The organism is Phycisphaerae bacterium, assembly GCA_018003015.1.
GTDB lineage: Bacteria > Planctomycetota > Phycisphaerae > UBA1845 > PWPN01 > JAGNEZ01.
Genome location: JAGNEZ010000022.1, coordinates 66525 through 92233, shown reverse-complemented (window position 1 = coordinate 92233; position 25709 = coordinate 66525). Strand labels below are relative to the sequence as shown.

17 protein-coding genes and 1 pseudogene are annotated in these 25709 nt (G+C 64.1%); 8 read left to right on the top strand and 10 right to left on the bottom strand.

Annotation, left to right across the window (positions count from 1 at the left end):
* Nucleotides 1-168: 168 nt before the first annotated feature.
* From KA354_11880 to KA354_11860, 5 genes are all read right to left on the bottom strand, one after another.
* Nucleotides 169-1542 (bottom strand): ABC transporter substrate-binding protein, encoded by a 1374-nt coding sequence (locus KA354_11880; protein MBP7935337.1) that lies wholly within the window; start codon nt 1540-1542, stop codon nt 169-171.
* 18 nt (nt 1543-1560) lie between these two features.
* Complete coding sequence (locus KA354_11875; GenBank protein ID MBP7935336.1) at nt 1561-4260, bottom strand: glycoside hydrolase family 38; 2700 nt, start codon at nt 4258-4260, stop codon at nt 1561-1563.
* 102 nt (nt 4261-4362) lie between these two features.
* Entirely contained in the window at nt 4363-5628 is a 1266-nt protein-coding gene (locus KA354_11870; GenBank protein MBP7935335.1) for a PmoA family protein, read from the bottom strand.
* Between the two features lie 27 nt (nt 5629-5655).
* Nucleotides 5656-6690, bottom strand: a complete 1035-nt coding sequence (locus KA354_11865; protein MBP7935334.1) for a twin-arginine translocase subunit TatC — start codon at nt 6688-6690, stop codon at nt 5656-5658.
* Between the two features lie 157 nt (nt 6691-6847).
* Nucleotides 6848-7612, bottom strand: a complete 765-nt coding sequence (locus KA354_11860) for a hypothetical protein (GenBank protein ID MBP7935333.1) — start codon at nt 7610-7612, stop codon at nt 6848-6850.
* 232 nt (nt 7613-7844) lie between these two features.
* Between KA354_11860 and KA354_11855 the strand changes: the two genes are divergently transcribed.
* Entirely contained in the window at nt 7845-8612 is a 768-nt protein-coding gene (locus KA354_11855; protein ID MBP7935332.1) for a hypothetical protein, read from the top strand.
* Nucleotides 8613-8708: 96 nt separating this feature from the next.
* On the opposite strand, the gene KA354_11850 is transcribed toward KA354_11855, so the two are convergent.
* Nucleotides 8709-10316: a S1 RNA-binding domain-containing protein gene (locus tag KA354_11850; GenBank protein ID MBP7935331.1), complete on the bottom strand. Its 1608-nt coding sequence runs from the start codon at nt 10314-10316 to the stop codon at nt 8709-8711.
* Nucleotides 10317-10813: 497 nt separating this feature from the next.
* Here KA354_11850 and KA354_11845 point away from each other — a divergent pair, with 497 nt between their 5' ends.
* Both KA354_11845 and KA354_11840 read left to right on the top strand, forming a co-directional pair.
* Nucleotides 10814-12883, top strand: a complete 2070-nt coding sequence (locus tag KA354_11845; GenBank protein MBP7935330.1) for a family 10 glycosylhydrolase — start codon at nt 10814-10816, stop codon at nt 12881-12883.
* Nucleotides 12835-13158: pseudogene (locus tag KA354_11840) on the top strand (glycoside hydrolase family 127 protein). The gene KA354_11845 and the pseudogene KA354_11840 overlap by 49 nt, the downstream one beginning before the upstream one ends.
* A 57-nt stretch (nt 13159-13215) precedes the next feature.
* On the opposite strand, the gene KA354_11835 reads toward KA354_11840, so the two are convergent.
* From KA354_11835 to folE, 3 genes are all read right to left on the bottom strand, one after another.
* Nucleotides 13216-14289 carry a hypothetical protein gene (locus tag KA354_11835; protein ID MBP7935329.1) on the bottom strand — a complete coding sequence of 358 codons (1074 nt, stop codon included), beginning with the start codon at nt 14287-14289 and terminating at the stop codon, nt 13216-13218.
* A gap of 222 nt (nt 14290-14511) precedes the next feature.
* Nucleotides 14512-17283, bottom strand: coding sequence for a pyruvate, phosphate dikinase (locus KA354_11830; protein MBP7935328.1), 2772 nt, complete (start codon nt 17281-17283; stop codon nt 14512-14514).
* A gap of 406 nt (nt 17284-17689) precedes the next feature.
* Nucleotides 17690-18289, bottom strand: coding sequence for a GTP cyclohydrolase I FolE (gene folE, locus KA354_11825; protein MBP7935327.1), 600 nt, complete (start codon nt 18287-18289; stop codon nt 17690-17692).
* 213 nt (nt 18290-18502) lie between these two features.
* Between folE and KA354_11820 the strand changes: the two genes are divergently transcribed.
* The 3 genes from KA354_11820 to KA354_11810 all read left to right on the top strand — a co-directional run bounded on the left by KA354_11820 (nt 18503) and on the right by KA354_11810 (nt 23096).
* The gene (locus KA354_11820) at nt 18503-19678 is read left to right on the top strand and encodes a dipeptidase (protein MBP7935326.1); all 1176 of its coding nucleotides are present in this window, start codon (nt 18503-18505) and stop codon (nt 19676-19678) included.
* Between the two features lie 77 nt (nt 19679-19755).
* Complete coding sequence (locus tag KA354_11815) at nt 19756-21282, top strand: transglutaminase family protein (GenBank protein MBP7935325.1); 1527 nt, start codon at nt 19756-19758, stop codon at nt 21280-21282.
* Between the two features lie 569 nt (nt 21283-21851).
* Nucleotides 21852-23096 carry an esterase-like activity of phytase family protein gene (locus KA354_11810; protein ID MBP7935324.1) on the top strand — a complete coding sequence of 415 codons (1245 nt, stop codon included), beginning with the start codon at nt 21852-21854 and terminating at the stop codon, nt 23094-23096.
* 33 nt (nt 23097-23129) lie between these two features.
* Here KA354_11810 and KA354_11805 read toward each other — a convergent pair whose 3' ends face one another.
* On the bottom strand, nt 23130-24584 hold the full coding sequence (locus tag KA354_11805; protein MBP7935323.1) for a sulfatase: 1455 nt from the start codon (nt 24582-24584) through the stop codon (nt 23130-23132).
* Nucleotides 24585-24821: 237 nt separating this feature from the next.
* Between KA354_11805 and KA354_11800 the strand changes: the two genes are divergently transcribed.
* Together KA354_11800 and KA354_11795 are read left to right on the top strand one after the other, a co-directional pair.
* Nucleotides 24822-25295 (top strand): beta-hydroxyacyl-ACP dehydratase, encoded by a 474-nt coding sequence (locus tag KA354_11800; protein MBP7935322.1) that lies wholly within the window; start codon nt 24822-24824, stop codon nt 25293-25295.
* Nucleotides 25296-25311: 16 nt separating this feature from the next.
* A complete protein-coding gene (locus KA354_11795; protein ID MBP7935321.1) occupies nt 25312-25701 on the top strand; it encodes an acyl carrier protein in 390 nt (129 codons plus the stop codon).
* Nucleotides 25702-25709 lie beyond the last annotated feature (8 nt).

The following is a 25709-nucleotide window of genomic DNA, read 5'->3' as shown; positions in this document are numbered from 1 at the left end:
CGCGGGAGGAGGCTCCGCGGCCACGGGTGGGGGTTTGCGGTCCCGACGTGGGGTAGTCCTCTTTCTTCTTTTTGGAGGTACGGGCGGCCCAGGGGCACCGGATTCCGGCGACGGTTCTCGTCGGTCTCCCGCCGGTGTGCGTGATGACTTGCGCCGTGCCATGCATGTTTACTGCGGGGCGTTCTCCAGGACCGCGCGATAGCGGTCTTCGAAGAGCTTGGACCACTGGGCCTCCAACTCGCCTGCCTGATGCGGATCCTGGGAGCAGAGGCTTGCGTACTGCAGTGCCTGTTCCTTGGCGAACGGCGGAGTCTTCAGCGTCTGGAGCTGTGCAGGTTGGCCGGGGGACGCCGCCGCCTGTCGCCAGGCTTTCTGGAGGGCGAGGTGGTTGGGTCCGCATGCTGCTCTGATCAGATGGGGCAGCAAGGCGGTGTACGCCCGCTCGTCCGCCGGATCCACGCGAAGACCGGCTTGTTCGGAGAACGGGTTGCCCTTGACGAGCAGTTGACCGTCGAGCTTCTGATAGACATCTGGGCGAATGGGATACCGGTAGAGAGCTTCACCCGGCGGTCCGCCGGCCGCGTCAGCCGGCAGAGCCCACAGTGCCTGCCCCTCGAACGAGAGCACGAACTCGACGAACTGAGCGGCGGCGATCGGCTCTTTCGCCCCTTTGAGGACGGTGACCGGGTCGGGAATGATCGCGGTGGCGCCGGGCGGGTTGACGTACTCCATGGTTCCCTTTGACGCGGCGATGCTCCTGCGGGCGACGAACTCGGGTTCGAGGCCGGCCAGGGCGATCCCGGCCTCCACCGTAGGTGCTATGTTGGCGCTGGCGGAGAAGAGGCCGTTGGAGTTGGCCAGCAGGCCGGACACGATTCCCCAACCCTCCACCCAGCCGTGTTTGAGGAGGATGAGTGCCAAGCACTGGGTCGTGCTGCCCGACTGGGCGGGGTCCGCCGCTGCCACCCATCCGGCGAAGGCGGGCGATGCCAGGTCGACCCAGGTGGTCGGAACCGGGACGTCCCTGGCCCTGCAAGCGACGGCATTGAACAGGATCCCGTAGCCGCCGAGGGCCGTACCGTACCAGCTGCCATCCGGGGCCCGCAAGGGCTGGCCGTTCAGGTCCTTGGGAATGGCCGCGAGGGTCGCATCGGGCACCTTGACAGGGTGGGCCAGGCCTTGAGCCGCCAGGGACTGGTGGACCGCCAGCCCGCCGCCGAAGAACACGTCGACGCCGATGCCCGCCTCGTCCGCCTCGCGCTGCTCGCCGAAGCGGTCGAGGATGTACCGCTGGCATTCCAGGGTGCCGTGGCTGATCCACCGCACGGTGATGGGTGGCTCGATGTGGTGAGCGGTCTGCCATCGTCGGAAGCCGTCGGCGAACGCCTCGCGAATCGGCACGGCATGGGGGGTGATGACCACCAAATCGGTGACGTCTTGCGGCGGGGGTGTGGATGCGGCCTGGTCGTTGCAGCCGGCGATGATCTCGGCGATCGCCAGGGTCATCAAGCCAACCGTGTGCGTGAACCGAACGCCGCTCATGATCTCTCCTTCGGAGTGTTACTCCGTGAATCGGACGGTGGCGATCTGCTTGCCGGTGAGCTGGATTTCTGCGCCCTGGTCACTGCTCTTGATCGGCTCGCGGCTTTTTCCTTCCAGGTCGGTGAGTTCGCCTGCGTTCCGGCAGTCGTGCAGGGCCAGCGCGGTGGTGATGGTGGCCGGGGTGGGATTGAACAACCGGACCGAAGCCACTTCCTTGTCGCCGGCGCGTTGGACCGCGGTGACGACCGTCTGGGCGGATGCGACCTTCAGGAAACCGAGGGTGGGCGGAAGGCTCCGGCTCGACGGGCTTGCGGTCGCGAGGGGTTTGGCATCGTGCCGCTCGATCTGCACGGTGCGGACGCCGGCGGCGAGTCTCTGGCCGAGTCGGCACAAGCCCGCCCGATCCGGGCTTCCGGCCAAGGGGACGATCAGAAAGCGGAACTCGTGGCGGCCCTGAATCTCACCCCCCTCGTTGCCACTGGTGAGTACTGCCTTGATGAACGAGCGCAGCAGGGTAAGGGCGATGGGCCGTTCCGGGAGATCGCGAACCGTGGATTCCGGCAGGCCGGTCGCGACGACCGCCAGGCCGCGGGTGTCGTCATGGGCCGCGGTCCAGGTCTGCTGCGGCCGGGTCTCGACCTCCAGTTCCTTGTATTTGGCGTTGTCGGGCCGCAAGGCGATCGCCCGCTCCACCACGTCGAAGGCGCTGTCGGCCGAGTAGGTGTCGGTCTTCGCGCCTGTCGGGAAGAGGACGCGGACGCGGTGGTCGCGGATGGTGTTCTCGACTTCGGTTCGCACTTCGACGTGGTCGCTGCCCTGCCGCAGGGTGACGTGGTGGGTGATCACCAGCGGGGCGATCGCGGTGCCGCGGCGCATCGAGTCGAAGTCGAAACGGTCCGGCACCTGGAGTGTGGCCCGGATCTTGAGTGTCGCCTTGTGGATGCCATCCGCGGTGACCGCCAGGTCCGCGGCCGAGGCAATTGAGCTATGGACCTCATCGTTGACCGCCACACCATGGTACCAGCCGTCGCCGATGTCGGCCCGATCCTCGACGGTCAGCAGGCGCTCGTAGACCTGCCCGGTGCGTTTGTCCCTGAGGGTCAGGGTGCCGTTGGCGGCGACGGAGACCTGAAGATGCTCGTTGGCGATGGTGTGGTCGTTGACTACCATGGTGCCCAGGTAGCGCGTCGGCTGCTTGACTGGCCGGCAGACCAGGCGGGTGTAGCCGTAAGCGGGCACCTTCAGGGCCGCGGTGATGTCCACCTCGTGGCGGATGTCGGCTTGAGGGAACTTGCCGCGCCGGCGGCGGAAGCCGACGCGCTCGCGGCGCCAGTTGACGTACTGGTACGCGACCTCCTTGCCGTCGGTGTCGTACAGGCGGAACCCGATCTTGGCTTCGAAGCCGAAGAACTCCTGGTAGATGGCGTCGAGGTCCTTGGGGAAACGCAGGGTCAGGTCGACGGGGCCGTCGATGGGGTCGGTGGAGGGGTTGAACACCACGACGGCCATATCCTGGTCACCCATTTCGGGCAGTTCGACGCGAGCGGCGATGGCCTGCAGGGCGTCGCGGGTGAGGTGCGAAGCGATGAGCCGGCTCTGGTCGAAGCGATACTCCATGTCCTTGTGGACCTGGTCGATGCTGCATGCGCAGATCGAGTCATGGGGGTGGTTCTGGAGGAGCCAGCGCCAGGCGACCTGGAGATAGCGGGCGGGGTACGGATCGCCGAGCAGAGCGGCGAAGGTGCTGAACGGCTCGGCCCACAGGCACAATTCGGTCTCGCACCGGGCGTTCTGCTGCTTGAGGTGGATGCGGCTGCTGAGCACGCCGGGGATGAGCCAGCCCTCATCGCCGAGTTCGCCGATCTCGCGAAGCTCGCCTTGGATGACGCGGGTGATCTGCGACCGCTGTTCGCGCAGGTCCTCGACGAAGCCGTCGAGGTGGGAGTGGATGAGCTCAACGTCGGTGAACGCCTTGTTGGCTCGCCGCAGGATCTGCGTCGTCCGCGGTTCGATCTCCATGTGGTCTCCGCCGTCGAAGATCAGGAGTGACGGCGTTGGGCAGCGGTCCATTTCGAAGTCGAGCTGATCGCGAAGGCCTTTCATCGCCTCATCGAGGTTGCGGTCGTGGTCGATCTGGCTGCATTTACGGGAGAGGAAAGCGTAGGAGCAGTAGCCATAGCGAGGGCTGAAGCGGTAGGCGGTGATTTCGCTGCCGTCCGGCGACTGCCAGCGGAAAACGGCGCCCCGGGGCTTCTCCAGCACGCCTCGCCACACGAACGCGTTATCGATCGAGAAGCCGCGGAGGATCTGCGGGAGTTGAGAGGTGTGTCCGAAGATGTCGCAGATGAAGCCGGTCCGCGAGGGCGCTCCGAAGCGGGCGGCGGTCCTCAGTCCCATCTGGAGATTGCGAACCAGCGACTCGCCGCTGACGATGAACTCGTCGGGCATGACGTACCACGGCCCGATTCGCAGGCGGCCTTCCCGTGCGAGGCTGACCACCTGTTCGCGCCGTTCCGGGCGGATTTCGAGGTAGTCGTCCCAGACGATGGACTGGCCGTCGGACTGGAAGTACCGGTACTCGGGATCGGCCGCCATCTGGTCCAGCAGTTCGTCCACCAGGCTGACCAGTCGGAACCGGTAGTCCTGAAACGACTCGTACCACTCGCGGTCCCAGTGCGTGCTGGCCACATAATGAGCAGTGCGTTTCGATCTTGGCACGGCGGATCTCCATCGACTCCGAAACGTCCAAACGCCGAAGCACGGCGCCGACCCGACCTGCGAGGCGGACGCCGGACGGCTCGTGGCTTGCTTTCGGTGGTCCTACTTGTGACTCCACTTCCAATCCGCGGCGTAGGCGTTGTATTGATCGTTCACCTTTCCGTCGACCGCGTTGCCGCGGTGGACCCAGAGCCGGTAGCGTAACCGCAGCGGATCTTTTGGGGAAACCTCGATCATCTGGAGGCCGGGCCAGGTGACGCACAGGGCGCCGTAGTGCCGGGTCAACCAGGTGGTGGGGGCGTTCGGGTGCTGGGGATGAACGAGGACGGCGGCGCCGCTTCGTCGGGTCAGCGGTTGGCCATCCGGGCCGCGGAAGAAGCCGCTCCAGTCCGCCCACCGGCCGCGCCCCCCGACGATGTCCTTCGGGTCGACCTTGCCGTCAAGGGAGATCTCAACTTGCTTGGCCGGTCCGTACCGGAAGGTCATGCCGCCGTAGCCCTTGTTGAGTGTGGTCTGTCCGCCGATTCGCACGCCCTCATCCAATGCCAAGAGGGCGATCTCCAGATCAATGGCACGGCCATGAGACGTGGCGGGGAAGACTCGGCAGATGACATCCTCCTGCATGAATCGTGCCGGGCTTGGGGCGTTCTTGGCCTGATGGGTCAGCCAGTGGCGGGCCCGAAACTGGCTGAACACCGGGCCGTCGCCGGTCTTCAGTTCACCGGCTTCGCAGGCGATGCCCTTCGGTATCCACCAATCGCCGATGGGTTCGCCCTTGCGGTCGTATCGCACCCAGGACCAGAACACGCCGCGGTGGTGAAGGTGATCGGCGGGCTCCAGGTCAGAGATCGTTTCCCCGTCCAGGCCGAGGATGGGGTGGAGGTAGTCGGTGATGGGGTACTTGGTTTTCGGGTCCGGACGGCCATGGCGGAAGGAGAGGACCGGCCTGCCGGCCGGGGTCTGGATGTTGACGAGCGGGTCCCGGAACGCCGACTGGTACGCGATGGGCAAGGAGCTTTTGGCCATGGCTGCCAGGGTGATGGTGATCGGTTTGCCGCGATCCTCCGGTTTTGCGGCGAGCAGCAGCCATGCCCGCGCCGGTGTTCCCGCGATGGGGTCGGCCGCCTCGCACTGAGCGAAGGTCTTGGCGCCTTCCCGCCCGTCGATGCTGACCGAGGCCTGCATCGTTTCGGTGCCCGTGGCCGGCTCGATCAGCGGCACGGCCAGGGGGGCGCTTTCGTCGGCCGGCCAGTCGGCGGGTACCGTGCCGCGGACGGTGTACCAGGCGGTCTGTGCCCACGCCGCGTTGTGTCCGGCGATCAGGAGCAGAGACAAGGTAACGAGCCGCAGGGAAGGGGTGGATGCCATCGCGAGCCTCGCTATTCCGTCATGATCTCATTTCGCCGCATGGGCGGCCTGAGTCGCGCGTTTGCGTTCAATGACTCTTCCGACCAGTAGTCCGACCTCGAACAGTCCGATCATCGGCAGCAGAAGCAGCATCATGCTGGTGACGTCCGGGGGCGTCACGATAGCCGCCACGATGGCCATGCCGAAGATGACGTGGCGGCGGTACCTGGACATCTGTGCGGTCGAGAGGATTCCAAGGGTGGCCAGGAACGCCACGACTACGGGAACCTGGAAACCGATGCCGAAAGCCGCCGAAAGCTGGAGGATGAAGACGACGTAATCGGCGACCCGCATCATCGGGTCGAGCCGGTTCAGTTTGTGCACGTCCTCGAGATGGGCGAGGATGTAGTTGGCGTCCCCGATCCGGATGCGGACATCGCGGCTGGTGCGGTTGATCCAGGGGACGCTCTCCGGCGGGTTGGCCGGGTCGTTTTCGTAGGTGGGAATGGGCTGAGTGGCGGGCCACACGTTCTCGGGTGTGGGCTGGTTGACCGGCATCGTTTCCACGCGCGTCAGCAGGATCTTGGTCAGCGAGTCGTAGTTGGGCAGGGTATTCTTGTAGGTTACCAGGAAACTGAGCAGCAGGGGAGCGGCGACCAAGAGCAGGAACAGGGCCCCGGTGAAGAACAGGGCGATCGAGGCGGGGGCGAACATGCGGATCCACTTGCGTTCATGCGGGTAGAGCCCGGCGGCCACGAATCCCCAGATCTGCGTGATGCTGTACGGGGCGGAGAGGATGAAACCGACGATCACCGCCACTTTCAGGAAGGTGATGAAGTTTTCGGCCGGGTTCAGGGCCACCATCCGCGTCTCGATACCGTTTGCCCGGAGCACGGCGAACAGCGGCGAGGTGAGAAAGCCCATGATTTCGTCGATGAAGAACCAGCAGAGCATGGCTCCGACGAAGAGCGCGACCAAGGCCCGAATCAGCCGACTGCGCAGCTCGTCGAGGTGCTCGCCGAGGGTCATGCGCACTTCATCGGGGTGCTGGTCCTTTGGAATGGATCGGAATATCCGCCCCACGCTCATCGTTCCTCTGGCTCGCCAAGCAGACACGCTGCGCGACGCAAAGCGTTTGCGTGGGGAGCGATTCTAGGTCCCTATCGGAAGGGGGTCAACGGCGCGGATCCGTGGCGCATCGACGTCGGGAGGGGCGGGCGTCCAGCCCTGTCGACCTTTTTTACGGCCGGCTCGCGATGGCCAGTGCCAGCGGGTTGACCACCAGCGGTACGACTCGGCGAGTGGCCAGGTTGTCGGCGGCCGCCGTCAGCCGCGTGAAGGCGTCGGTCAGCGACGTTTGGCGGTCACCCCCCCAGTACCTGCGGACCGTCAAGTAGACGGTAAGGACCTGGGGTTCGTACTCCCCGGTCCGGACCTCGAAAGTGCTGGTGCGACTCTTGACCTCCAGATAGGCCTGGACGTCACACGCCGGCGAGAGCGAGATGCCCAGGTAGGGCTGGCAATCGAGAACGTGGGTGGCCTCCTCACCCATCATGAAGCCCACCAGCGGATGGTCGTGGAATAGGGTTTCGGCGACCAGCTGATCGTGGTTGCCGCTGTACTCCATGTCGAAGGCATAGATGACCTCGAGATGGTCCGTATCCAGGTCGTTCAGCGACAGGAAGTACGGGGCGTATTCGAGCAGCGACTGGCCGAAGCTCCGCCACGCCTCGTTCGACGGAGGCGCGAAGTAGCCGAACCGCAGAGCCCCGCTCTCGAGCCGGAGCCAGCGCCGGGCGATCGAGTCCTGGGGGTCAGCCTCGCCTTCCTCCAGGACCAGCGTTCCGTCATGGCGGCGGCGGAAGCGGCTCATGCCCGCGTGTTCGCGGCGTACGCGGTCAAAAAAGTGCAGGACCGTCTCCCGATCCAGCGACAGGTCCAGTTTCATGCTCAACCGGCAGCTTGCGGACAAATCGTCGCAATGCGCGCCGAGGTGGGATTTCATTGTCACCTCCCTGGTGCCCTCCAACGGATCCGGTCCGACCGGACCCGCCCCTTCTCCCGATATTATCCCATTCTGGGCCGGGGTATACAAGGCAGCCCGTTCCGGGCTTTGTTCATCATGACTGAAAGATGATTCCCGGCTTGCTTTTTCGACCGGAAGCGGGAATCATATCCCAGCCACGGTGGCTGGAAAAAATGCCGTTGTCCTTCCTCTGACGGAGAAGCGGGTGCTCATGACGATCGAATCGGGATCTACGCGAGACCGCCGGGTCCGAGTATCCATCTTTTTCGTGATGTGTGCCGTCTTCTCCGCGTACTTCGCTTACGACGGCTACATTGGATACCCCAAGGTCAACCTCAAATGGGCACGGTCCGCCCTGGCCAGCATCAAGGGCATGCCGGAGGCTCGCGATCTCCGGACCAACCCAAAGGTTCTCTTGGAGGAACTCAGGAAGCTCGAGATCGATGTGAAACTGGAGAAGGTCACGGTTGAGAGCCTCACCGCCTTGTTCGGCCCGCCCACGTTCCTCGGCGAGGAGGATTGCTGCTACATCGGTCCGGCGGCCTACGGCTGGTTCAAGGTCTCCGGCGGCAAGGTGTGCAAGATCGAGGCCATCGCCACCAACACGGAGAAAACCGAGTCCGACATTGCCGGGCAGAAGTGGTTCGCCTTGCTGACCGGTGTTGTTGCCCTGGTTACCCTTGTACACCTGATCCGCATCTGGCGGGCGCGCTGGGTGCTTGATGACCAAGGCTTGACCACCGCCGGGCGGCTGATTCCCTGGGATGCCATGGATTCGTTCGCAACTGAAGACTACCAGCGGAAGGGCTGGCTCGATCTGGTCTATCTTCAGGAGGGGCGCAAGGGCAAGGTCCGCCTGGACAGCTTCCACATCGACCGGTTCGACGACATCATCTTGGGGATTTGCGAGCGCAAGGGTTTCCCCTCGCCACTGAAGCCGGCCGAGGAAGAACTTCGCTCGGACAGCGGCGCCGAATAATCCCATCTCGGTGGGCGTTCGCGCCCGGCACAAGCCGCACCTTCGCACGGTTCGCTGGAGACGCGGCCGGGAGCGTTTACGCCTTGGCCGGGTCGATTACCAGTTGAAGTGGGAGGACAGGCCGCCGCGCAAGGGCTTCTTGCGCGCCGGTTTGGGTTTGTGCGGCGCCGCAGGTGGCAGCTCCTGGATCTTCGGAGCCGGACGCATGGATAGGGAGATACGCTGGGCCTTGGTGTCCATCTTGATGACCCGGACCTCGACTTCCTGGCCTTCCTTGACGACGTCGCCGACCGCCTTGACCCGCTTGTCGGACAGCTCCGAGATATGGATGAGTCCCTCGACGCCGGGCGTGAGTTCGACAAACGCGCCGAACTCCATGATCTTGGAAACCTTGCCCTTGGTCGGGGTGTTAAGGGGGAAACGGGTTTCCACTGTGCTCCACGGGTCCGGCTCCGTCTGTTTCAGGCCGACCGAGATTCGCTGCTTGGCCGGCTCGACGCGAAGCACGACGACCTCGATTTCGTCACCGGGTTTGACCACTTCCGAGGGGTTGTTGATCCGGCGCGACCAGCTCATTTCGCTGAGGGGCAGGAGGGCGTCGATGCCCTCCTCGAGTTCCAGGAACGCACCGAAGTCGGCCAATCGGGCGACGCGGGACCGGATCCTCGATCCGACCGGATACTTGGTCTCGGCGGTGCTCCACGGATCGGCCTTCAGTTGCTTGATGCTCAGGGAGACCTTGTGTCGCTGGTGATCAATCCGGGTGATCAGGACCTCGACCTGCTGGCCGATCTGCAGCAGATCCGCCGGATGCCGGACCCGGCCCCAGCTCATGTCGGTAATGTGGACCAGTCCGTCAACGCCGCCGACGTTGACGAAGGCGCCGTAGTCAGTGAGGTTTGAGACGGTGCCGGTGTACTTCTGCCCTTCGACCAGGGCATCGACCGCCTTGCGCCGGGCTTCCTTGCGTTCTCGTTCCAGGTATTTGCGGCGGCTGACGATCAGATCCCTGGTTGTCCGGTCCACCTGCGTCACAATGCAGCGGACATGCTCGCCAATCAGGGTGGAGATGTCCTTGATGCGGGTGATATCGACATGAGAGGAGGGTAGAAACGCCCGGGCTCCGCCGATGTCGATGTCCAGCCCGCCCTTATTCATGCCCGTCACCACGCCTTCGAGCAGATCCCCCGGCTGAACGGAGTGCCAGAAGAGCATCTCGTCGGCGTGACGCTTGCTGATCGTCAGCTTGTGCGTGGCCGGGTCATACTCCTCGACGACGACGGAGACCTCGTCGCCTTCCTTGGGAGTGGGGTGGCCGGCGAACTCGATGAACGGGATCGTGGTCTGGATGCCGGCGACATCGAAGGTCACATCAATCGTGGTGACCTGGGTTACCTTGGCTCTGATGATTGACCCCTGACGCAGATCAGCGGCGTTGGCGGGGGCGGCCTCGACGGTCAACGGAACCACGGGCTGGGGCTCCTGCGCCGCGGCCCCTTCCTCCACGGTCTCCGCATGATCGTGACATGGATGATGGTCCGGTTCGGCCGCAACCTCCGCACCGGATGCCGTGCAGGTCAAGGGGGCTGCTGCGGACTCATTCGCTCGGCCGTCGCGGGTCGACGCCTCACACCCTGCGGCCGGTTCAGCAACCGGGGTGGTGTTCTCCACTTGTTCCTGCTGATCCTTGGGCATCTCGCTCATGCGTGTCTCTTCTTGCGAACCGGTCCGCTCGTGCTGGCTGTGCCGGGTGTTTCTCGGGTCCGCGCCGGCCGCCCGGTCCGGCCGGAAGCGGCGCTACAAACCCTCATCATGTACCGAATGGCCCGTTGGGGTCAACCCCTGTCGGTATCTCGGGTGGGCGCCGCGGTCGCTTGAGGCTTACTTCCGGGATCGTCCGGTCGCCCGACGGTCTATCGTGCCATTTGGTGGTTGTTTCTTGGCGGCAAAAGCCCTGTCCAGGCCGTGTTCCTCGTACGCGTGGTCGGAATGCCGTGTGTCGGCCAAGGGGCTGCCGACGGCTCGAGCTGCAGCAGGAGTCGATCGAAACGCTTGCCCGCAGGGACAATGAAAGGTAATATGTAATTAGCGGAGTCGACAGCGGTTACGTTCTTACGGATGGTCAAGCGGCCCACCGGTTTGGCCGATGCCCTGGTGGGCCAGCCTGGAATTGGAGCCAAGTGCCGAACGGAAAGGGTGTTATGCCGGTTCGGAGCGTGGGATTCAAGCGGTCTGCCGTGGCGACCGCAGTGTTCTCGGTTATCGGTCTCTGGTCCTCGGCGGTTCTTGGGGTCGAGCAGTTCCGCGCCGTGTGGGCGGATGCTTTCCACGAGGGGGCGAAGAGCACGACCCAGATCGACAATCTCGTCAACCGTCTCGTCGCTGGCCACTACAACGCCGTGGTCGTGCAGGTGCTCCCGTATCACGATCGCGGATCCGCCCACGGCGCCTACTGGAACTCGAGCATTGTCCCGAAGGCGACCGACATCTCCGGCGGCATCGATCCGCTGGCTTACCTGTGCACCCGGGCTCACAGCAAGGCGATCGAGGTTCACTGCTGGCTGCTCCCCTTCCGAGCCTGCACGTCCTGGCCACCGGCCGGGAACTCGATTCTCGCGGCCCATCCCGAGTGGATGGCCGTACCCCGAGCCAGCATTGGGGCCGGGCCGACCACGACCAGCGACGGTGGATCCGGTGCGTTCTACATGCTTGATCCCGGCTCCCCGGATGTTCAGGAGTATCTGATCAGCATCGTCCGCGAGTTGACCGCCAGATACCCCATTGACGGCATCAGCTTCGATTACGTCCGCTACACGGTCAGTGACGCCGGTTATCCTGCCAGCACCACCTACGAGAACTCCGGCCTGAAGCGGTTCCAGCGGATCACGCCCTTCAGCGGCACGCCCTCAACGACCGATGCCCAGTGGAACGACTTCCGCCGGCGGGAGATCGACGAGCTGATCCGCCGCTGCCGGGCGGAGATCCCGAGCATCAGCACGAATCCTCGTCAGCCGGTGCGCTTCTCGGCCTCGGTGTTTGCCACCGGTTCGGCGCCGGGCAGTCCCTCCAGTTTCTCGGCCACCGCCGCCTACACCAAGTTCCAGAACTGGGAATTGTGGATGCGCAGCGGCTGGCTGGATATGGTCCTCCCGATGAACTACAAGGAGGAGCACTGTGGGACGGAGCCCACCATGTATCGCAGCTGGGTGAACGCTGCAACCAGTTGGTGGCGGTACAATCGCCACGCCGCGATCGGGCAGGCAACTTACATGAACACCTTCGACAACAGCGTCAGCCAGATGCAGTACGCCTATGACGCCGGTGCGAATGGTGCGGTGAACTACTCCTACTACGCGACCAAGGCCACCGAGGCGGCCTGCAACGCCGGGTGGAAAAACGACTGGTCCTGGTACACCCACACGGCGGGAGGGATCTACGCCGACGCCGCCACCACGCCCACGATGACCTGGCGCAATTCCGCCACCGCCACGGAGGGGACGCTCTGGGGGCGGGTGATGAACGGCGACACCGGTCTTCCGTTCGACAACGCTTCGGTCACCGTCGGATCCTCCTCAACCGTCCACACCGACGGCAACGGTTACTACGTGGCCACGCTGCTGCCGGCGGTGGCCGCGGGAACGCCCTACACCGTCACCGCGACCAAGCCGGGAACGTCGGTCACCATCCGCAAGGGTGCCCTGGTCAAGACGGGTGACGTTGCGCGGTGTGACCTGGACTTCGTCACACACACACCTTTCCTCGCGATCAGTCCTACCACCGTCAGCCGAACCGGCCGCACCGGCCAGACCGTGACGGCCGACACTTTCGAGGTGTGGAACGATTACGCCGGCGAGATGCCGTTCACCGTGGTTGAGACTCAGTCGTGGCTCGACGTGTCGGCCGCGTCGGGAACCAGTCTTGGACCGACGGACAGGAAGCCCATCACCATCAGCTACATTGAAGGCGTGGAGCCCGGCCACTACTCCGGCCAGATCGTCGTCCAGGCGGTCGGTTCGAGCAACGGCCAACAGACGGTGACCGTCAACCTCGATCTGTTCCTTCCGGCGGATTATGACCAGGACGACGACGTCGATATGGCCGATTTCGGCGTCTTTCAGCTTTGCCTGAGTGGTTCCGGCGTTGGGCCTACCGACGGCTGCGTGGCTGCTGATCTCGACGAAGACAATGACGTGGACAACACCGATCTCCGCAAGTTCCTCAACTGCCTGTCGGGCGAAGGCATGCCGGGCGTCGCGAACTGCGCGGACTGACGTCGGGCAGGCAAGACCCCGTCCGTCAGTCGCGGGGGGCGGTCCTGACCTGCCATCGCCACCTCCCTCTGCGGCGGCAGCGGACGGCAGAGGGGCATGCCGTTCGCGCCTGCCTCGGCTACACCGGGCTGGTCGCCGCGGGCCTGGAAAAGGGCCGCGCGGACTACCTGGCCGCCGCCGAGGGCTTGTGGACGAATCTGCATGAGCGGAAGGCGTGCATCACCGGCGGCATGGGCTCAACGGCCGCGTTCGAGTGCTTCGGGAACAGGCGGTTCCGTGAAGAACCGTTGAGTCGGTGCATTGAGGCCGAGAACCGGATCAGTCGCCTTGTCTCACTGCCGAATCGTGTTGACCATTGCCCAGAAGTTGTCCATGGGCGTGTCGAGTTGGACGTGATGTGTCGGGCCGATAATGAGGCCGCCGCTCTCGCCCACTGTTTCGAGACGGGCGAGGACTTCCTTTCGCACGTCCGCCGGCGTGCCAAACGGAAGCGTGTGTTGCTCGTCGATCGACCCCCAGAAGCAGAGTCTGTCCCCATACTCGCGCTTCAGCCACGCTGGATCCATACAAGCCGGCTGGATCGGATTCAGCACGTCCAGGCCGATTTCGATCAGATCCGGGATAATCGGCTGAATCATGCCGTCGGAATGATAGGCGATCTTGACATTCGGATTGATGCGCTTGAGCTCGGCGAAGAACTCCGCCATGCGCGGCTTGAAGAACCGCCGCCACATTGCGGGCGAGAGTAACATGGCCGACTGTCCGCCGACGTCGTCACCGGTCCAGATCATGTCTACGCCGAGTTGCACCAGTCTCTTCGCCGTGGCTAGATGATATCGAAAGGGGATTTCAAGGATGGTCTCGGCAAGCTCCGGGTTCTCGACGAGATCGACCATCATCTGTTCCAGTCCGCGCAGCGCCCACGCGGTTTCGAAGATGGTGGTCACCGTCGCGCCCACGATGAAGTACTCGCGTCCGTACTCTCGAACGAGTCTTTCGCTGTCACGGTAGAGTTCCGGACGATTGGGGTTCGGAGGACGGTACCGGCTGATCGCATCGTCGTCTGCGAGGGGGTGGTCGTGGATTTCCGTGTAGAAGCCCTGGCCGAATGGCGTATCGTACTCGCAGGTTTTCCAGCCGACACCCCATTCGTCGACATAATCGTGGTCGGCCTGGTAGTAGGAGTTGGCCCAGCCGACGCTGGTGAGGAGCAGGTCCTCGTCGAGGGCGCGTTCGAGCTGGTAGGTGTTTCCGCCTCCGTGGGGGTTGTGGTCGCCTTGGCCGTCGAGACCCATTTCTTGGCGAAGTCGTCTGGCGAATTCGGGCGTGAAACTGATCTGCATGGGGCAGCGATCGGCTTGCTCGTGGTTGAGTGCGACGTGGACTCGCTCTCGATGGGTCATCATTTCCCTGTTCCGGAAGGGGCCCCGTCGGTGGCGGCACGCGAGGCTCAAGGAGCGAATCCAAGACCGTTTGCGGCGCCAAGACGCCTGGAGTCTCGAACCACGGCCTCAATCTACCTCCCTCGGGATTCCAAGTCCAATGGTGCGTCGGTCAGATGAAAAACACCGGGGCGACCGTCTGGCCGCCCCGGTGCCTGGTTCGATACTCAGCGAAGCCGAGAGGGACTACTTCTTCTTTGCAGTCTTTTTCGCCGGCTTCTTGGCCCCCTTGGCAGCCAGCTTGTCGGCGACCGCGGCCTGGGCGGCGGCCAGCCGAGCGATGGGCACGCGGTAGGGCGAGCAGCTCACGTAGTTCATGCCCACCTTGTGGCAGAACTTCACGCTGTTGAGCTCGCCGCCGTGCTCGCCGCAGATACCGACCTTGAGGTCCTTGCGGGTGCTCCGGCCCTTCTCGATACCCATCTTGACGAGCAGGCCGACGCCTTCCTGGTCGAGGCTCTGGAATGGGTCGGCTTTGAAGATGCCCTTGCCGCCGTCCTTCTCGGTGGCCACATAGACGGGCAGGAACCGGCCGGCGTCGTCACGCGACAGGCCCAGGGTCATCTGGGTCAGGTCGTTGGTACCGAAGCTGAAGAACTCGGCGACCTCGGCGATCTGGTCGGCCAGCAGGGCCGCCCGCGGGATCTCGATCATCGTGCCGAGCATGTACTTGACATTCTTGGCGCCGGCGGCCTTGATCAGCCCGTTGGCCAGGGCGCGAGCCTGCTCGGTCTGGATGCGGAGTTCTTTCTTGTCGATGGTCAGCGGGATCATGATTTCCGGGAAGACCTTGACGCCCTTCTTCGAGACGGCGATGGCGGCGTTGATGAGGGCCGTCACCTGCATGTCCAGGATCTCGGGGTAGGTGATGCACAGGCGGCAGCCGCGGTGGCCGAGCATCGGGTTCGACTCGTGGAGCTGCTCGCAGCGGTGCCGGATCTTGTCCGGGCTGATGCCGGTGATCTGGCTGAGCTTGTTGACGCCGGCGTCGTCCTTGGGGGTGAACTCATGGAGCGGCGGGTCGATCAGCCGGATGGTGACCGGCTTGCCGTTCATGGCGGTGAAGATGCCTTCGAAGTCGGCCTGCTGGAAGGGCAGGAGCTTGGCCAACGCAGCCTTGCGGGCATCGAGCGACTCGGCCACGATCATCTCCTGGATGGCCAGGCGGCGTTCCTCGGTATCGAAGAACATGTGCTCGGTGCGGCACAGGCCGATGCCCTCGGCGCCCATCTTGATCGCGTTCTCGGCGTCGTAGGGGGTGTCGGCGTTGGTGCGGACCTTGATGGTGCGGAGCTCGTCGCACCACTTCATGAGTGTGTGGAACGTCGGCGGCTGCTCCGGCATCTTGAGCGGCAACTCGCCCGCGAAGACGTCGCCGCTGTTGCCGTCCAGGGTGAGGAAATCGCCCTGCTTGATGGTCTGACCGCCGACGGTCATGCACTTGGCGTCGTAGTTGATGTTCAGGACCTCGCAGCCGACCACGCAGCACTTGCCCCAGCCGCGGGCCACGACGGCCGCGTGACTGGTCTTGCCGCCGGTCGCGGTCAGAATGCCCTGGGCGGCGTGCATGCCGCCGACGTCCTCGGGGCTCGTCTCTTTGCGGACCAGCAGGACCTTCTCGCCCTTGGCGGCCATCTCCTCGGCCTCGGCGGCGTTGAACACGACCTTGCCACTGGCCGCACCGGGGACGGCGTTGATGCCGCTGGCCAGCTTCGTCGCACTCTTGGCGGCCGTCGCGTCAAGCTGCGGGTAGAACAGCCGCTCGATGTCCTCGGGGTTGATGCGGGCGACGGCCTCCTCCTTGGTCAGGAGCCTCTCCTTGACCATATCCACGGCCATGCGGAACACGGCAGCCGGGGTGCGTTTGCCCGTGCGGCACTGGAGCATGAACAGCTTCTCTTCCTGGACGGTGAACTCCAGGTCCTGCATGTCCTTGTAGTGTTTTTCGAGCTGCACGCGAACCTTGCAGAGCTGTTTGTAGGCCTTGGGCAGACGCTTGCCGAGTTCGGCCAGCTTCATCGGCGTGCGGATACCGGCCACCACGTCCTCACCCTGGGCGTTGATCAGGCAGTCGCCGTAGAACACGTTTTCGCCGGTGTTCGGGTCGCGGGTGAAGCACACGCCCGTCCCCGAGCTCTCGCCCATGTTGCCGAAGACCATCGTCTGGACGTTGACCGCGGTACCCTTCAGGTCGCTGATCTTCTCGACGCGGCGGTAAGTGACAGCCTTGTCGGCCTCCCAGCTGTTGAATACTGCCCCGATGGCGCCCCAGAGCTGCTCGTAGGGATCCTGCGGGAAGGCCTGACCTTTCATGTTGTCGGAGTAGAACCTCTTGAACTGCTCACACAGCTCCTTCAGGCCCTCGGCGGGGATCTCGGGGTCGGTCTTGACGCCGAGCCTGTGCTTCATGGCGTGAAGCATCTCTTCCATCGGTTCCTTGGAGAGCCCCATGGCCGTGGTGGAGTACATCTGGATGAACCGGCGGTAGGCGTCATAGGCGAACCGCGGGTTATTGGTCTTCTTGGCGAGACCCTCGACCGACTTGTCGTTGAGGCCCAGGTTCAGGATGGTCTCCATCATGCCGGGCATCGAACGGGCGGCACCGGAGCGAACCGAGAAGAGCAAGGGGTCCTTCACATCGCCGAACTTCTTGCCCATGACCTTCTCGACCTTGGCCATGTTCTCGCGAACCTGCCTCTTGAGGCTCTCGGTCAGCTTGCGCCCCGCCTTGTAGTAGTCTTCGCAGTTGGAGATCGAGATGGTGAAGCCGGGAGGTACCGGCAGGCCGGCGGCGGTCATGTCGGTCAGTCCCGCGCCTTTGCCGCCCAGGATCAGGCGACGTTCCTTGTCGGTCGGGGCGGTGGACATGCCCTCGGCCTTGCCATTGCCGAAGAAGAAGACGCTCTTGGTCGATTTGCCGGCTCCCTTGGCGGGTGCCTTGCGTGCCGCTTTGGCCATCATTCGGATTCTCCTATGACTCCCGTGTATCGAGTAAGACGAAACGGTTCACTATTGCCGTGTCTGCTCGGATGCGGGGAATGACTGCATTAGCGCTACCGGGCAGGGCGGCCCGGCCACCCCATTCAAGCGTCGTTCGGCCACCTCGCGAGACAGGCTCACGACGGTCAGCCGGTAAGAGGGAGAAGGGTAAGTCACAGCGGTCGATGTGTCAAATCCGCTTGGCTCGGCGGTGGGCGAGGGTGCTCTGGTGCAATCGGCAGTGGCCGCCCGGTGGCAGGGCCGCTCGTCCGGTGGTCCGGCATCGCTTAAAGTGTTTGTGGCAACGCTGCCGTGGTGCTGACTGGCGACCAGGCCTGGCTTTCGAGCCGTTTGGCGGGTCCGAGAAGAACGCGTTTCCGACGGCCTACCGCCGCGTTTGTCCGCCGAGGAGCATGAGCACTTCGCCCCGGGTTCGAGCATCGGATTTACACCGCCCGCGCATGGCCGAGGTGACCATGATGCTGCCCGGCTTGCGGACGCCCCGGCAGGTCATGCATGAGTGAGTGGCCTCCATGATCACCGCGACGCCCTTGGCCATGAGCCGCTGCATGAGGATGTCGGCCACCTGGTTGGTGAGCCGCTCCTGGACCTGCGGCCGGCGGGCAAAGGCGTCCACCACCCGGGCCAGCTTGGAAATCCCCGCGATTCGCCCATCGGGCAGGTAGCCGACGTGGGCTACGCCCTCGAACGGCAGCAGGTGGTGTTCGCACATTGAGTGGAAGGGGATGTCGCGGAGCACGACCAGCTCGTCGTACTCCTCCTCGAAGGCGGTGACCAGCAGGTCGCCCGGATTGACGGTGAGACCCGAAAAGACCTCTTCGTACATTTTGGCGACCCGGCGGGGCGTCTCCTTGAGGCCTTCGCGATCCGGATCCTCGCCGACGGCGGCCAGGATTTCGCGCACCGCGGCCTTGATACGCTCGATGTCCACCGGTTTGCCGATCTGCGGTTCGCTTGCTGCCATCTCACACTCCTCTAAAGCGCCGGTCAGGCGGTGTCTTCAGGCATTATAATGCGGATTGGCGGAGCGAGAAGTGAGACCGGAGGCGGCGTCGAAACGCAAGACAGCTCTCGACACGCGAGAAACAGGTCTGCGGACCAGCGTGTTCGGCCGCAGCAGAGGATGCTGACAGGCATTGTCATTCGGGTAGAATCTCCGGCAAGGAGAACTCTCGATATGCCCGGAGCCGATCCGACGCAGCGTTCATCCAATCCCGTGGTCATGACCGAGGACGGTGCGGCGTTTCATCGCCGGTGCCTGGTCATCGACGGGCACAACGATCTGGTTTGGCAGATCTACAAGCTCGGTGGCGGCTCGCTCGATCGCATGAACCTGGCCGAGCCGCAAACGGAGCGGCACACCGACATCGTCCGCCTCCGGCGGGGGGGATTGGGCGCCCAGTTCTGGGCTGCGTTCGTGCCCTGCTCGGCGATGCGCGAAGGCGGCTGCGTTCGGATTGCACTCGAGCAGATCGATATCGTTCATCGCATGATCGCTCGCTGGCCGGAGACATTCGCCCTGGCCCGCTCTCCCGAAGATATCGAGCACATCCATCGGAGCGGGCGGATCGCCTCGCTGATCGGTATCGAGGGCGGCCACGCGATCGAGAGCTCGCTGGCCGTGCTGCGGACATTCCATGCGTTGGGTGCCCGCTACATGACGCTCACCCACTCCGACTCGACCGACTGGTGCGACGCCGCTACCGACGCGCCGAAGCACAACGGGCTGACGTCCTTCGGCCGCGAGGTGGTGGCGGAGATGAACCGCGTGGGAATGATCGTGGACGTGGCCCACACGTCGATCAAGGCCATGCACGATGTACTCGACGTCAGCCGCGCGCCGATCATCAACTCGCACTCCGGGGCGCTGGCGCTCGCCGCGCATCCGCGCAACATTCCCGACGAGGTCATCCGGCGCATCGCGGTCTGCGGGGGGCTGGTAATGGTCAACTTCTACTCCGGCCTGCTCTATCCTCCGGCCGCCGAAGCGACCGCCGGCATGTTCGAGGTCGATCGTGAACTGCGAGCCCAGAATCCCGATCCGGATGACTATGCCCGGGCTCACGATGCCTACTGGACGGCACACCCTGTCCCGCGCGGCACGATCCACAACCTGGTCGACCACATCGATCATGTCGTCAAGGTGGCCGGCATCGATCACGTCGGCCTGGGGTCCGACTTCGACGGCGTCGGCACCACGCCTGAGCAGGTGGACGATGTGGCCTGCTACCCGTTCATCACCCAGGCCCTGCTCGATCGGGGGTACGTCAAGTCAGACATCCGCAGGATCCTGGGCGAGAATCTGATGGGCGTGTTCCGGCGCGTCGTTGAGTCTGCAGACTCCTCGGCATAGAGCTACCGGCGTGGCGCCGGGTTCACCTTTCGCTACAATGCTCGATGGCTTACTTCGGCGAAACAGGAGATAGGGACATGCGGCTTTTCTGGTGGACGATCATGGCCATGGCGACGACGGCGACGACGACGGGTTTTGGGGTGGTCGAAGCGGCTCCCACCGGGGCCTCGCTTTTCTGGACCTCCAACGATCCGGCCGTGCGCGAAGCCCGCGACCTGGCCCTCAAGGGCAAGCTGAGCGAGGCGGACACGGTACTCACGGAATCGTCAGCCCCCGGCACCGCGGAGGATGCCCAAGCCCGCGCCGAGGGCCGCGAAATCCTGCGGCGCATCCGCATCGAATACGATCAGGAGCCGGCCGAGCTTCTGAAAAAGCTCCAGCAGAAGCTGCCCGACCTGACGACCGCCGATCTTGAGTACTGGCGGCAGATCGGCCAGGCCCAGGCCCGCGTGCTCGATGACAAGCTCTGGTACTTCGGCCGCGAACCGTCCAACATCTGGCTGTTTTGCGATGACGCCAAGACCCGGCTGGCCAAGCGCGAAGGTCGCGATCCTCGGGCCCTGCCAGCGACGTCCGCTAAGGAGGAAGGACTGATCAAGCACATCGAGGAGGTCATCGCCGCCGCCGAGCCCACCGGCAAGGACCAGGTCGTCCCCTACAAGATCACCGTTCGGTACAAGCTGACGGTCAAGCCGGACCGGCCGGGCGCCAAGGCGGGTTCCGTCGTCCGCTGCTGGTTGCCGTTTCCGCAGGAATACCGTCAGCAGAAGGAGGTCAGGCTGCTCCGCACATCCCCGGCCGAACACACCCTGGCCCCGACCGCGGTGGATACCTGGCCGATCGGCGGTGCCCCGCAACGCACCGTCTACTTCGAACGCAAGATCGAGGATGCGGCCCAGCCGCTGGTCTTCGAGGTCGATTTCGAGTTCGTGTCCTGCGCCTTCTACCCCAACCTGGACGAGTCCAAGGCTCGCCACCAGGGCCACAGCTTTCCGGCCGAGTACCTGGTGGACCGCCCGACGCACATCGTGTTCACTCCGCAGATCCGGGCCAAGGTGGCCGAGATCGTCGGCCCGCTGAACAACCCGCTGGCTAAGGCCCGGGCGATCTTTCGGTGGATCTGCGCCAACCACAGATGGTGTGCCGAGCAGGAGTACAGTGTCCTGCCCAACGCGTCGGAGAAACTGTTCCTCGCCGGACGGGGCGATTGCGGGACGCACGCCCTGTTGTTTATCACCATGTGTCGTCTGGCCGACGTGCCCGCCCGCTGGCAGTCCGGCTGGGAAACGGCCCCCGGCGGATACAACATGCACGACTGGGCCGAATTCTACGTTGCCCCATGGGGCTGGCTGCCGGCGGACACGTCGTACGGCTTCAAGGACTCCGACAATCCCAAGGTCCGCGAGTTCTACTGCGGGCACCAGGACGCTTTCCGGCTGATCGTCAATCTCGACTACGGCTGCCCGCTTCAGCCGGCCAAGAAGGACCTCCGCAGCGAGCCCCTCGACTTCCAGCGCGGCGAGGTCGAGATCGACGGCCGGAATCTCTATTTTGACGAGTGGAGCTACAAGTTCGACTTCGATCAGGCGCCGGTCAGGCAATGACACAGGGCTGAGTTGAAAGTGCCGAGCGAGAAATGGAGCAGAGCCCGAATGCCGAATGCTGACCCGCAGGCTCCCGATGTTTCTCCTCGACAGACGGAGGAAAGGACTCGCCAGTTGCTGATCGCGGACGGCAGACGGTTGATCAAGAACGACCCATCGCTGACACCTGCCGCTGAACACTGCCTGCATCGCTCCGAGCTTCTGGCAAGCCAGGGGAGAGCGAGCAGACCCGCACACGCAGTGCATGGAGGGCTCTTCCGGTGCGTTTCGACGTCTTGATCGCCAGTCTCGGCGAGAGCCTACAGGTCAGCTTCGCTCAGAGTCCGGCGGTGCGCCTGACGCTGGTCGAGCCTGGTTAGCCGCCGGTTCGATCCCGCCGACGGACAGATCGCGCGGGTCTCGCCCGCCGCCCTGGAGCGAGCCCCGCTTGCCAGCTACGGTGAGCTCCAGGTAGGCTGCCGGCAAGTGACGGGCGATCGTTCCGGTTTCCTTTCGTCGCTCGTTGATCTTGCGGGTCCAGATCCTCCGGACCTCGCGGGAAGCCGGTCGTTCGGCAAGGAGACGCCATCGTGCAGAGGTCGAGACTCGACCGATTTGTAGCCTCCAACTCGAGGCCGTCATCGCTCACGAAGGGGCTGGTTCTTGTCTGCGGGCTGAGCCTGTTTCAACTCCTCGCCGCCGGTCTGGCGGCTGCAGAGCCGATGAAGATCGAGTTCTTCCGATTCCGAATGCCCGACGGCAAGACCGAGGTGCGGCAGGGTTCGGGCCTGCATTACGGCCGGCTCGGCGACCGAGAGGGGCTCTGGGCGGTGCCCGACCGGAATGGTGACGAGTCCGCCAGCCATATCATCTTCGTCGATCACCAGCGGCTCAGCGATGTCCGGCAGGGCGAAGCCATCATCGCCACCGAGGCTTTCCGGGCCGCGGCACCTGCACAGGGATGGGATGCGTTCAACCGGGAACACGCCGCCATCTCGGAACCGGTCCTGGCCACACTGCGACGCCAGATCGAAAACGCCTCACGCGAAGAGAATGCGATGCTGGATTTCGAGGGCATCACCATCGGGCGGCGGACGCCTGATGGGCCGGATCGGCTCTTCGCGGTTATCGAGACTCCTCATTCCATGGTCCTGGAGTTCGACCTCGACACGGGTTCGGGGCGTGGGCGGGCGGTGCTCCGCGACTGCTTCTCTTATCTCGAACGCGAGAACGAGTGCGGGACCGACTCCAACGACGGGCTCGAGGGAATCGCCTGGTTAGGTCGCCCGAGTGTCTTGTACCTTTGTGAGGAGGGTACGGCGCCGCACAGCCCGACCGACAAGCTCCACTTCTGGCTCAAGCCGCGGTTGATGCGCTGCACGCTTCAGGGCGCCCGGGTTCTCCTGGACGACGCTTGGTCCGCCGCCGCGACCACCAACCTCGAGAAGCGCCGGACCGGCAAATCGCAGACGCTGAACGCCCTGAGCGCGATCGATGACCAGCAACTTCTGGCCGTCGATCGCAACGGCGGGTGGATTTACGTGGTGGATACGGCCAGCGGTTCGGTCACTCCTTGGCTGGATCTCTACGACGCCAAGGCACGCAAGAGCGGCGAACCGGTCGTGCCCGGCCTCAACCTTCGCGAGCGATTGGCCCACTTCCCCGGACCGCGGGTCATGCCCTACATCAGCATCGAAGGGATCGCCCGCGAAGCCGACGGTACGCTGTGGTTGATTGACGATCCGGCCATGCCTGAGCCATTCCGTGAGGCGTGCCTCGTGAGGGTGAAGGACCCGCCTACGCTGCCCAAGCCCGCGAGCCGACCCGGGGGTTGAGGGAACGGACCGCGCGCGACCCTTGCGGAGGCGTCACGGCGTCGGCGTGGCCCGGCGCCCCTGTCGCTGACGGTTTCCCGCCCCATCCCTGGCCGCAGCGGCCCGAGCACGCGTCTGAGGCCACAAGGGCTTCTTGAGTTCGCTCTCCCACTTGGCCAGGGCCGCCGTCAGTTCCTTGATCAATTCGGGCTTCTCGCCGGACAGATCGTGTTCCTCGGCCGGATCTTTGGATAGATCGTACAGGGTGGTCTGCCCCTGGATCCGAAGCAGTTTCACATCGTCCTTGCGGACTGCCGCCTGCCGGCCGAATCGCCAGAAGAGAACCTCATGCGGAGAGCCCGACTTCTCTGCCCGCAGGAACGGCAGCAGATTCACACCATCCAGGGCCTTGTCGGCCGGAATGTCCAGGGGCTTTTCGGGCGAGGCGGCCGCCAGGGCTGTCGGGTGGATATCCAGCGAGATGACCGCACGATCGTAGACCCTGCCTGGGGGGATCTGCCCTTTCCACTGGACCAGGAACGGCACCCGGATGCCGCCCTCGTTCAGTCCTCCCTTGAAGCCGGTGAAAGGCGTATTCAAAGACCCATTGCCCTTGGTCGGCCCTCCGTTGTCGCTGATGAAGAAGATCAGTGTGTCGTTTTCCAGCGACTCGCTCCGAATCTTGCCCAGCACCCGACCAATGCCGTCATCCATCGCACTGAGCATGGCGGCCATATTCCGCCGTTTGGGGTCCTGGATCTCTCCAAAGCGGGCCAGGTACTTGTCTGGAACCTGCTGCGGCGTGTGGACCGCATTGAAGGTGAGATACAGGAAGAACGGCTGCTTCTTGTGGCGATCGATGTAGGCTACGGCTTCGCGGGCAAAGGCATCGGTCAGGTACTCACTCTCGTCGAGCGGCTCGTTGCCGCGGAAGATGGGAGCCCGATCGCTGGCCTTGAGATCCACGTAGGGATGAGCTCCGCCCAAGAAGCCGTAGTACTCCTCAAAACCGCGCTTCAACGGACGGTAGGGGGGCTTGTCGCCCAGGTGCCATTTTCCGACCATTCCCGTGGCGTAGCCGGCCGATTTGAGCCGGTCCGCCAGGGTGACCTCGTCGAGCGGCAGGCCGAAGGTCACCGCCGGCGTGTTCGGCTGTGTCGCCCGAGCCCGTGCGGCCGCCTGGCCCAGCTGGCCGGGGTTGAACTCATGCCCGAACCGCTGTTGGTAGCGGCCGGTGACCAGCCCTGCTCGCGTGGGGCTGCATACCGGGCAGGAGACGTAGCCGTTGCTGAACCGCACGCCGTTTCGAGCGATCGAGTCGATCTGAGGTGTAGGCACGTCCTTGCAGCCATAGACGCCGATGTCGGCGTAACCCAGGTCGTCGGCCACGATGACGATGATGTTGGGGCGACGGGGGTTCCTCTCTGTCTCCGGGGCCGCGAACACGGGAGCGGCTCCCAGCAGGAGGACAGGCCCGGCGATCCAAGGGGTGGGATGGCAATATCGCATTGAGTGTCTCCGATCGTTACCGGCCAAACGGTGAATTGAGGCGTCCTATTGCGGCCATTCTACCCGGCGGGCGTGGGATCGGACACCTCCCGCAGGTTTCAGAACGGTGTAACCTCAACGTTGTTCAAAACTTGCATTCGAGCGCCCGGAGGACTTGCATGCCGGGCGGGCACCGTCTAAACTCTTGACCCCTATAGGAAAGGACTCGTGCGGCGAGCAGCCGCCAGCGACCGGCACATGAAGTTTGCCTTGATCGATCGAATCGCGGAACTGGTGCCTGGCGAGCGGATCGTCGCCGTCAAGGCCCTGTCGCTGGCCGAGGAGTATCTGGCGGATCATTTTCCCCGCTTTCCGGTCATGCCGGGTGTCCTTATGATTGAGGCCCTGGTTCAGGCGTCCGCCTGGCTGGTGCGGGAGACGACCGGGTACGCCCAGAGCATGCTGCTCTTGTCCGAGGCGAAGAATGTCACGTACAAGAGTTTCGTCTCGCCGGGCCAGGTACTGGAAGTCACGGTGGAAGCCAAGGCCATCGGGGCCGACGTGAGCCGATTTGTGGGATTTGGGCGGTGCGGCGAGACAGAAATGGTGAAGGCTCATTGGTCCCTTCGCCACTTCAATCTGGCCGACAAGGATGCCAGCCTTGCTCCGCTGGACCGCCGGTTGATCGCGGATGCGCGACAATACATGACTCTGTTAAGACGCGACCGATAATTGGAGGTAGCAAGAGATGGCGATGAGCCGGCAGGAGATCTTCGAAAGTGTCAGGGAGACCCTCGTGGACGCCTTGGCCGTTGAGCCCGATGAGGTCACCGAGGAAGCCACCCTCACTGGAGATCTCGGGGCGGAGAGCATCGACTTCCTCGACATCGTGTTCCGCCTGGAGAAGAGCTTCAGCATCAAGATTCCTCGCGGAGAGCTCTTCCCCGACGATGTGCTGAACAACCCGGATTACGTCTCGAACGGCAAGTTCACCGCCAATGGCCTGGCCCAAATCAAGAAGGCTATGCCTCATGCGGACTTCTCCGCCTTCGAGTCCGACCCCGACGTCAACAAGATGCCCGACCTCTTCACGGTCAAGACCCTGGTCAACTACATCGAGGCAAAACTGGCCGCGTGAGCGAGGAT